A 10,398-nucleotide genomic window follows, 5' to 3' on the forward strand; every position below is an offset into this window, starting at 1 on the left:
TTTGTCTTAGCCACTACATTTCCTACAAACCGTAATAGGCTCAGTCAGCAACTGACAGGCGGCACCTCGGGCCGTTACAATTAACGACTTTGTCGCAACGCTTGGAGCTCAACCTTCCGTGCCCGTTCTGCGTCTACCGCTTCTCCCTGCCGCGGCAGGTAAACAGCACTGGGGCAACCTGCCCGGTGCCGCCCTGAGCCTGGCCATTGCCGAGGCTGCCAGCGCAGCCAAGCGCTTTACCCTGCTGCTCACCGCCGACAGCCAAAGTGCCGAGCGACTCGAGCAGGAGCTGAGCTTCTTCGCCCCCGATTTGCCGGTGCTGCATTTTCCCGACTGGGAAACCCTGCCCTACGATCTGTTCTCGCCGCACCAGGACATCATTTCCCAGCGCATCGCCAGCCTGTACCGCCTGCCGGAACTGGCCCACGGCGTGCTGGTGGTGCCGATCACCACGGCCCTGCATCGCCTGGCGCCGACCAAGTTCCTGCTGGGCAGCAGCCTGGTGCTGGATATCGGCCAGAAGCTCGATGTCGAGCAGATGCGCACGCGCCTGGAAGCCAGCGGCTACCGCTGCGTCGATACGGTGTACGAGCACGGTGAGTTTGCCGTGCGGGGCGCGCTGATCGACCTGTTCCCGATGGGCAGCAAGTTGCCGTATCGCATCGACCTGTTCGATGACGAAATCGAAACCCTGCGCACCTTCGATCCGGAAAACCAGCGCTCTATCGATAAAGTCGAGTCGATCAAGCTGCTGCCGGCGCGTGAATTCCCGTTGCAAAAAGATGCGGTCACGCGCTTCAAGGCGCGCTTTCGTGAACGCTTCGACGTCGACTTCCGCCGCTGCCCGATCTTCCAGGACCTGAGCAGCGGGATTACCCCGGCGGGTATCGAGTACTACCTGCCGTTGTTCTTCGACGAAACCTCGACCCTGTTCGATTACCTGCCCCAGGACACTCAAGTGTTCTCGCTGCCCGGCATCGAGCAGGCGGCCGAGAATTTCTGGAACGACGTGCGCAACCGCTATGAAGAGCGTCGCGTCGACCCTTCCCGTCCTTTATTACCGCCTGCCGAACTGTTCCTGCCGGTAGAAGACTGCTTCGCGCGCCTGAAAAACTGGCCGCGTGTGGTCGCCAGCCAACAGGACGTGGACGCCGGCAGTGGCCGCGAGCGTTTCCCTGCAGGCACGCTGCCGGATCTGGCGATCCAGGCCAAAGCCACGCAACCGCTGGAGGCGCTGTCCAACTTCCTCGGTGATTTCCCCGGCCGCGTGCTGTTCACCGCCGAATCCGCCGGGCGCCGCGAAGTGCTGCTGGAGCTGCTGGAACGCTTGAAACTGCGGCCGAAAACCGTCGACAGCTGGCCAGACTTCGTCGCCGGCAAAGACCGCCTCGCAATCACCATCGCCCCGCTGGATGAAGGCTTGCTGCTGGATGACCCAGCCCTGGCACTGATCGCCGAGAGCCCACTGTTCGGCCAGCGCGTGATGCAGCGTCGGCGCCGTGAAAAACGCGCCGACGCCAACAACGACGCCGTGATCAAGAACCTCACCGAGCTGCGTGAAGGCGCGCCGGTGGTGCATATCGACCACGGTGTCGGCCGCTACCTGGGCCTGCAGACGCTGGAGATCGACAACCAGGCAGCTGAGTTCCTCACCCTGGAATACGCCGAGGGCGCCAAGCTCTACGTGCCGGTGGCCAACCTGCACCTGATCGCGCGCTACACCGGCAGCGACGACGCGCTGGCGCCGTTGCACCGCCTGGGCTCCGAGACATGGCAGAAAGCCAAGCGCAAGGCCGCCGAACAGGTGCGCGATGTCGCCGCCGAGTTGCTCGACATCTATGCACGCCGCGCCGCACGCGAGGGCTACGCCTTCGCCGATCCAAAGGCCGACTACGCCACCTTCAGCGCCGGCTTCGCCTTCGAAGAAACCCCGGACCAGCAAACCACCATCGAAGCGGTGCGCGCCGACATGCTCGCGCCCAAGCCGATGGACCGCCTGGTGTGCGGCGACGTCGGCTTCGGCAAGACCGAAGTGGCGATGCGCGCCGCCTTCATCGCGGTGCACGGCGGCAAGCAAGTGGCGATCCTGGTGCCGACCACCCTGCTCGCCCAGCAACACTACAACAGCTTCCGCGACCGCTTTGCCGACTGGCCGGTGACCGTGGAGGTGATGAGCCGCTTCAAGTCCGCCAAGGAAGTGAATGCCGCCGTCGCCGACCTCGCCGAAGGCAAGATCGACATCGTGATCGGAACGCACAAGCTGCTGTCCGACGATGTGAAGATCAAGAACCTGGGCCTGGTGATCATCGACGAAGAACACCGCTTCGGCGTGCGCCAGAAAGAACAGCTGAAGGCCCTGCGCAGTGAAGTCGACATCCTCACCCTCACCGCCACGCCGATTCCGCGCACGCTGAACATGGCCGTGTCGGGCATGCGCGACCTGTCGATCATCGCCACGCCGCCGGCGCGCCGACTGTCGGTGCGCACCTTCGTGATGGAGCAGAACAAAAGCACGGTCAAGGAAGCACTGCTGCGCGAATTGCTCCGCGGCGGCCAGGTGTACTACCTGCACAACGACGTGAAGACCATCGAGAAATGCGCCGCCGACCTCGCCGAACTGGTGCCCGAGGCGCGTATCGCCATCGGCCACGGGCAGATGCGCGAACGCGAACTCGAACAGGTGATGAGCGACTTCTACCACAAGCGCTTCAACGTGCTGATTGCCTCGACCATCATCGAGACCGGCATCGACGTCCCGAGCGCCAACACCATCATCATCGAGCGTGCCGACAAGTTCGGCCTGGCGCAGCTGCACCAGTTGCGCGGCCGGGTCGGGCGTAGTCACCACCAGGCCTATGCCTACTTGCTGACGCCACCGCGCCAGCAAATTACCGGCGACGCCGAAAAGCGCCTGGAAGCCATCGCCAACACCCAGGACCTCGGCGCCGGCTTTGTGCTCGCGACCAACGACCTGGAAATCCGAGGCGCCGGTGAATTGCTCGGCGACGGCCAGAGCGGGCAGATCCAGGCCGTGGGCTTCACCCTCTATATGGAGATGCTCGAGCGCGCGGTGAAAGCCATCCGCAAAGGCGAACAACCGAACCTCGACCAACCCCTGGGCGGCGGTCCGGAAATCAACCTGCGCTTACCGGCGCTGATTCCCGAGGACTACCTGCCGGATGTGCATGCACGGCTGATCCTGTACAAGCGCATCGCTTCGGCGACCGACGAAGAAGGCCTCAAGGACCTGCAGGTAGAGATGATCGACCGCTTCGGCCTGTTGCCCGAACCGACCAAGAACCTGGTGCGCCTGACCTTGCTCAAATTGCAGGCTGAGCAGTTGGGTATCAAGAAGGTTGACGCCGGGCCGCAGGGCGGGCGTATCGAGTTCGAGGCGCAGACGCCGGTCGACCCGCTGGTACTGATCAAGCTGATCCAGGGCCAGCCCAACCGCTACAAGTTCGAAGGGGCTACGCTGTTCAAGTTCATGGTGCCGATGGAACGTGCCGAAGAACGCTTCAATACCCTGGAGGCGCTGTTTGAGCGCCTCATCCCGAAATCTGCTTGAAGGACGCCCCCATGCGCCTGTTCCGCATTCTGAGCCTGTTGTTGGTGGTACTCGCACCTTCGGCGTTTGCCGACAGCCCGTACCTGGTGGAAATGATCCTGGTGCGACAGAACGCCGAGCCGGTGATCAACAGCCGCCCCGCGCCGGAAAACTGGGATGCTGGCGCCGCGCGGCTGGGTGAGCGGATGAGCCCGCCACGCCTGGGCAATATCGTCGACAAGCTCAGCGCCGACTCTAGCTACACCGTGCTCGCGCACAAGGCCTGGGAGCAGAACCTCGGCGAGCAGCCCGTGAAGATCGCGATCAGCGACGGCCAGGAGCAGTTCGGCCAGTTTCCCATCGAGGGCGTGCTGAACCTGCAACTGGGGCGTTTCACCGATATAGACGCGGATTTCTGGATCAATCAATTCGACGCCAACGGCAGCGTGATTGCCAGCGAACACCTGAGCCAGCACGACGTACGCACCAAGAACAACCAACTCAACTACCTCGACGGCGGCCACCTGGCGCTGCTGATCAAGATCACCTCGCTGACCGCCAAGCCCCCCAGCGCGCCGCCGCCCGACATTCAGGACTGATCCAGCGCCATGCCCCTGACGTCGTCGTTGACCAAACCCCTGGCCCCTTCGTGGGCCAACCGCTTCAAAGAGCAGAGCCTGGAGCGCGGGCGGCGTTATGCGCTGGAGAACCGCGTGCGCATCGTCGAGTCCGGCGACAGCACCATCGTGGCCAGTTGCGAAGGCTCGGGCGGCAACGTGTATCGGCAGACCATCTCGTTGCGCGAATCGGCCAAGGGTACGTTGATCCTGGTCGACAGCCGCTGTACCTGCCCGGTGCACACCAATTGCAAACACATCGCGGCAGTACTGCTCAAGGTCCAGGAAACCCTCGCCTACCCGGCCGCCGCCCAGGATGCCGAGCTGCTCGAGAAGCTGCAGGCCGTGCTGGATAACCGCGTGGTGGTACCGCAGGTGGTGATGGAAGACGTGCCGCCGGTGCCACGCCTGTGGCTGGCGAGTGTCGAGTTCAGCGCGTTTGAACCGCGCAACGGCAAAATGCAGCGCTATATCCAGCACCGCGCGGCGCTGTCGTTCAATTACCTGGGCAACTATGTCAGCGGGCAGAAGAACGCCGACATCATCGTGCGCCAGGAAACCCAGAGCCTGCGCATCAAGCGCCATCCCGAGCTGGAGCAGCCCTATCGCGAGCAATTGCGCCTGCTGGGCTTCAAGATCGCCACGCGCCAGAGCAAGGCCTTGCCGGAAAGCGCCGGCGAACTGTTCGAGATGGTCAATGACAGCGCCTGGCTGAACTTCACCCTCAACGCCTCGCCCACCCTGCGCGCCGAGGGCTGGGAGCTGCAGATCGATGAGGATTTCGGCTTCGACCTGAGCCCGGTGGACGACTGGTATGCCACCGTCGACGAAGGCCCCGAGCGCGATTGGTTCGATCTCGAACTGGGGATCATCGTCAATGGCGAGCGCCTGAGCCTGCTGCCGATCCTGCTCAACCTGATGCGCTCCCACACCGAAATCCTCAACCCGGAGAAACTCGCGCGGCGCCGCGATGATGAACTGATCCTGGTGAATATCCCCGGTTTGCCGAATGGCGGCCATGGCCCACTGCAAGTGGCATTGCCCTATGGCCGGTTGAAACCGGTCCTGGCCACCCTCGGCGAGTTTTATCTGCAGGAACCCGGCACCACCACGCTGCGCCTGGCCAAGGCCGATGCGATCCGCCTCAACCCGCTGGATGACCTGCCGCTGCAGTGGCAAGGCGGTGAGAAGATCCGCAACTTTGCCCAGCGCCTGCGCGACATCAAGGACTTCACCAGCGTCGCGCCTGCAGGGTTGAACGCCACGCTGCGGCCTTATCAGCTGGAAGGCTTGAGCTGGATGCAGTCACTGCGCCAGCTGGATGTCGGCGGAATTCTTGCGGATGACATGGGCCTGGGCAAAACCCTGCAGACCCTGGCGCATATTCTTACTGAAAAAGCCGCCGGGCGCCTGGATCGGCCATGCATGGTGGTGATGCCCACCAGCCTGATCCCCAACTGGCTGGACGAAGCGGCGCACTTCACCCCGCAGCTCAAAGTGCTGGCGTTGTACGGCGCCGGACGCAAAAAACATTTCGCCAACCTGCAGGACTACGACCTGCTATTGACCACTTATGCCCTGTTGCCCAAGGACATCGAGACACTCGCGGCCCTGCCCCTGCACGTCTTGATCCTGGACGAAGCCCAGTACATCAAGAACCCGACGAGCAAGGCCGCCCAGGCGGCACGCGAGCTGAATGCCCGGCAGCGCCTGTGCCTGAGCGGCACCCCGCTGGAAAACCATCTGGGCGAGCTATGGTCGTTGTTCCACTTCCTGTTGCCGGGCTGGCTGGGTGACGTCAAAAGCTTCAATCGCGATTACCGCGTGCCGATCGAAAAACGCGCCAGCGATGTGCGATTGCAGCACCTCAACGGTCGGATCAAGCCGTTCCTGCTGCGCCGCACCAAGGAACAGGTGGCGACCGAGTTGCCACCCAAGACCGAGATCATCCACTGGGTCGACCTCAACGAGGCCCAGCGCGACGTGTACGAAACCATGCGCCTGGCCATGGATAAAAAGGTCCGTGACGAGATCACCCGCAAAGGTGTGGCGCGCAGCCAGATCATCATTCTTGAAGCGCTGCTCAAGTTGCGCCAGGTGTGCTGCGACCTGCGCCTGGTCAACGACGCCACCCTGCCCGCGCGTGGCAGCAGCTCGGGCAAGCTGGACAGCCTGATGGAGATGCTCGAGGAGTTGTTTGCCGAGGGCCGGCGGATCCTGCTGTTTTCCCAGTTCACCTCAATGCTGAGCCTGATTGAAGTCGAACTGCAAAAGCGCGGTGTTGCCTACGCACTGCTGACCGGCCAGACCCGTGATCGGCGCACACCGGTGAAGGATTTCCAGAGCGGCAAGCTGCAGATTTTTCTGATCAGCCTGAAGGCTGGTGGCGTGGGCTTGAACCTGACCGAAGCCGACACCGTGATCCACTATGACCCTTGGTGGAACCCGGCCACGGAAAACCAGGCCACCGACCGTGCGTATCGGATCGGCCAGGAGAAGCCGGTGTTCGTGTACAAGATGATCGCGCGGGGCACGGTAGAGGAGAAAATCCAACACCTGCAGAAGGAGAAATCCGACCTGGCGGCGGGCGTGCTGGATGGGCGTACGACCGGGGATTGGCAGTTGGGCAACGAGGACATCGAGGCGTTGTTTGCGCCGTTGCCCAACAAGCAAGAGAAGCGTTGACGGCCAGATGACCATCACCGGCAAGCCGGCTCCTACCATTGGAACGCATTCGCCTGTAGGAACCGGCTTGTCGGCAATGGGCGCGACGCGGCCTCAATCAATCAACTGAGCATCCCGCAGTGCAGTCAGCGCCGCCAACCAACGTGGATCCTGCTTGTAGTCCGTCGAAGCAAACGCCTGCCCACGCATCCGCGCAATCCGTGCCGACGGCGTCACCTTCATGCGCTGCGCCGCACTCAGCGCCAGCTCCGCCGCCGCGCGGTCATTGCACACCAGGCCCATGTCGCAACCGGCGGTCAGCGCCGCTTCGATGCGACTGGCTGCATCACCGACCACATGCGCCCCGGCCATCGACAAGTCATCGCTGAAAATCACCCCATCGAACTGCAGCTCGCCGCGCAGAATGTCCTGCAGCCAACGACGCGAGAAACCGGCCGGCTGCGGGTCAACCTGTGGGTAGATGACATGCGCGGGCATCACCGCCGCCAATTGCTGGCTCAGGCGTGCGAAAGGCACCAGGTCATTCGCACGAATCTGTTCCAGGCTGCGTTCATCATTGGGAATCGCGACGTGGGAATCCGCCTCAGCCCAACCGTGACCCGGAAAATGCTTACCGGTGGCGGCCATGCCGGCACTGTTCATGCCCCGGATAAAGGCCCCGGCAAGTACCGCGGCGCGTTCGGGGTCGCCTTCGAACGCACGGGTGCCGACCACGGCGCTGCGCTGGTAGTCCAGGTCCAGTACCGGGGCGAAGCTCAGGTCGAGGCCGACTGCCAGCACCTCGGTGGCCATGATCCAGCCGCATTGCTCGGCCAGGTACTCGGCGTTGGGGTTATCCGCCAACGCTCGCATGGCCGGCAGGCGCACAAAGCCCTGGCGCAGGCGTTGTACCCGACCACCCTCCTGGTCGACCGCCAACAGCAGATCCGGGCGCACGGCACGAATCGCCGCGCTCAGCTCGCGCACCTGGCGTGGATGCTCGATATTGCGCGCAAAAATGATCAGGCCGCCCACTTCGGGTTGGCGCAACAACTGGCGATCCTCGGCCGTGAGCCAGGTACCAGCCACGTCGACCATCAAAGAACCTTGCAGCGCAACACTCATAATCCTTCCTTAAATAACGCACACAACCCGTCGACCTCACACGGCGCGACTGGCGCGGTGAGCTCAACGGGTTGCGAGTAAATAGCTGAATTCGGCATGGCGGCTAGCTTAGCGGATGCAAGCGGCCACGCACACCCGAAGCGGTCAAACCTTGGCGACGGTCGGCGCGGATTTGCTGCGTGGCCGCAATTGCGCGGCGGCCATCGTCGGGTCGGTCACACCGGTTTCGGCGCGCATGCCGGCGGCCAGGAAAGGCACCATCAGGCGCATGACCTGCTCGATGGAGGTGTTGACGCCGAAATCGGTCTCGGCAATCGCACGCAGGGCCTTGATCCCGGACATGCTGAACGCCGCCGCACCGAGCATGAAGTGCACGCGCCAGAACAGTTCGATCGGCGGGATACGCGGGGCGGCTTCATTGACCAGCAACATATAGCGACGAAACACCTTGCCGTACATGTCTTCCAGATAACGCCGCAAGTGGCCCTGGCTCTGGCTGAATGCCAGCCCCAGCAGGCGCATGAAGATCGACAGGTCGTTGCCGCTGCGCGGCTGCACCACCAACGCCTGCTCGACGAGGATTTCCAGCAGGTCTTCCAGGGTTGGCTTGTGATCGGCCTTGGCCTGACGGCGCTCGAGCTCACGGTCGAGGCTGGCACAGAACGGCCCCAGGAAGCGCGAGAACACGGCCTGGATCAGGGCCTTTTTCGAGCCGAAATGGTAGTTCACGGCGGCGAGGTTGACCCCAGCCTTGCTGGTGATCAGCCGCAATGAAGTTTCAGCAAATCCTTTTTCCGCGAACAATTGCTCGGCAGCATCGAGAATGCGTTCAACGGTTTCCGACTGGGCCATGGCTACTCCGCCTGACAAACACTTGTTTGAAACATACGTTTCAGGGTGTGTCTTGTCAAGCCTGCGGGTTCGCTTTCCGGCCGGGCAGTCATCTATTTCGTCGCTATTTAATCACATCCCTACCGGTCTGTAGGCAGCGCTATCTCTGCCCTGTAGGACGGATGACGAATGACCGTCCAGCGGAGTGCCCGAAAAGGATGATTGCCAAGCGCAGTTCACTGTATATAATCCCAGTCACTGTATAAAAAGACAGAGCGATCAACATGCTAAAACTGACGCCACGCCAAGCTGAGATTCTGGCTTTTATCAAGCGCTGCCTCGATGACAACGGCTACCCGCCGACACGAGCGGAAATTGCGCTGGAACTGGGGTTCAAGTCCCCCAACGCCGCCGAGGAACACCTCAAGGCCCTCGCTCGCAAAGGCGCGATCGAGATGACCCCAGGTGCTTCGCGCGGCATTCGCATCCCTGGCTTCGAAGCCAAGGCCGACGAATCGACCCTGCCGATCATCGGTCGCGTCGCTGCCGGTGCGCCGATCCTGGCGCAACAGCACGTCGAGGAATCCTGCAACATCAACCCCACCTTCTTCCACCCTCGCGCCGACTACCTGCTGCGGGTGCACGGCATGAGCATGAAGGACGTGGGTATTTTCGATGGTGACCTGCTCGCCGTCCACACCACCCGCGAAGCCCGTAATGGCCAGATCGTCGTCGCCCGTATCGGCGATGAAGTCACCGTCAAACGCTTCAAGCGCGAAGGCAGCAAGGTCTGGCTCCTGGCCGAGAACCCTGAGTTCGCCCCGATTGAAGTGAACCTGAAAGATCAGGACCTGGTGATCGAAGGCTTGAGTGTCGGCGTCATTCGCCGCTAAAGGAGGCATCATGCAGCTCGTGCACACCCCCCAACACACGCAACTGTCGCTGTTCGAGGCCTTCATGGCCCAACCCCTTGCACCGATCCTCAAGGAAGCGGTCGAGGCGCCCTGGAGTGCCGAACCCGAGGCGTTCAGTGAATTGTCGTTGCGCGGTGCAGCTGGGAGCTGCCTGAGCCTGCTGGCGCCGATCCTTCGCGAATTGAGCGAAGAACAGGACGCGCGCTGGCTGACCCTGATCGCCCCGCCTGCCAGCCTGACCCAGGCCTGGCTACGGGACGCGGGCCTCAACCGCGAGCGCATCCTGTTATTGCAGCCACGCGGTACGCAAAGCGCCCAGCAACTGACTTGTGAAGCCTTGCGCCTGGGCCGCAGCCACACGGTGGTGAGCTGGCTGAACCCACTGAATGCCACCGCCAAGCAACAGCTGATCAGCGCAGCGCGCACAGGCGACGCGCAGAGTTTGAATATTCGATTGGGATAACACGAAGACCCAGCTTGGTGAGGAGCGGGCTTATCTTAAGAGCCGGCCTCTATGAATGGCGGGCTTGTTATGACAAGCGGGCTTATGTGACAACCGGGCTTAGCTTATATGTGGTGGGCGGGCTTATATGTGGCGAGCGGGCTTGCCCCGCGTTGGGCTGCGAAGCGGCCCCAAAACCAAGCACCGTGGAATACCTGATACATCGCGTTGAATCCATCTAGGGCTGCTTCGCAGCCC

General features: G+C 62.5%; 7 protein-coding genes. 5 read left to right on the forward strand and 2 right to left on the reverse strand.

The window, feature by feature from the left end:
• The first annotated feature begins 118 nt into the window (after positions 1-118).
• The 3 genes from mfd to QMX97_RS12465 are packed head-to-tail and all read left to right on the forward strand — an operon-like array spanning position 119 to position 6,849.
• Positions 119-3,568 carry a transcription-repair coupling factor gene (mfd, locus tag QMX97_RS12455; protein WP_106804813.1) on the forward strand — a complete coding sequence of 1,150 codons (3,450 nt, stop codon included), beginning with the start codon at positions 119-121 and terminating at the stop codon, positions 3,566-3,568.
• Positions 3,569-3,579: 11 nt separating this feature from the next.
• Entirely contained in the window at positions 3,580-4,146 is a 567-nt protein-coding gene (locus tag QMX97_RS12460) for a CsiV family protein (RefSeq protein ID WP_065901998.1), read from the forward strand.
• A 9-nt stretch (positions 4,147-4,155) separates the two neighbouring features.
• Positions 4,156-6,849: a DEAD/DEAH box helicase gene (locus tag QMX97_RS12465; protein WP_120447900.1), complete on the forward strand. Its 2,694-nt coding sequence runs from the start codon at positions 4,156-4,158 to the stop codon at positions 6,847-6,849.
• Between the two features lie 93 nt (positions 6,850-6,942).
• Here QMX97_RS12465 and nagZ read toward each other — a convergent pair whose 3' ends face one another.
• Together nagZ and QMX97_RS12475 are read right to left on the reverse strand one after the other, a co-directional pair.
• Positions 6,943-7,941 carry a beta-N-acetylhexosaminidase gene (gene nagZ / locus QMX97_RS12470; RefSeq protein ID WP_177410376.1) on the reverse strand — a complete coding sequence of 333 codons (999 nt, stop codon included), beginning with the start codon at positions 7,939-7,941 and terminating at the stop codon, positions 6,943-6,945.
• Positions 7,942-8,097: 156 nt separating this feature from the next.
• Complete coding sequence (locus tag QMX97_RS12475; RefSeq protein ID WP_065902004.1) at positions 8,098-8,805, reverse strand: TetR/AcrR family transcriptional regulator; 708 nt, start codon at positions 8,803-8,805, stop codon at positions 8,098-8,100.
• A gap of 263 nt (positions 8,806-9,068) precedes the next feature.
• On the opposite strand from QMX97_RS12475, the gene lexA reads away from it, so the two are divergent.
• Together lexA and sulA are read left to right on the forward strand one after the other, a co-directional pair.
• Positions 9,069-9,677: a transcriptional repressor LexA gene (gene lexA / locus QMX97_RS12480; protein ID WP_003172575.1), complete on the forward strand. Its 609-nt coding sequence runs from the start codon at positions 9,069-9,071 to the stop codon at positions 9,675-9,677.
• Positions 9,678-9,687: 10 nt separating this feature from the next.
• Entirely contained in the window at positions 9,688-10,161 is a 474-nt protein-coding gene (sulA, locus tag QMX97_RS12485) for an SOS-induced cell division inhibitor SulA (protein ID WP_065902006.1), read from the forward strand.
• Positions 10,162-10,398: the final 237 nt, after the last annotated feature.

The sequence above is a fragment of the Pseudomonas sp. PS01298 genome (genome assembly GCF_029959745.1).
GTDB lineage: Bacteria > Pseudomonadota > Gammaproteobacteria > Pseudomonadales > Pseudomonadaceae > Aquipseudomonas > Aquipseudomonas aylmerensis.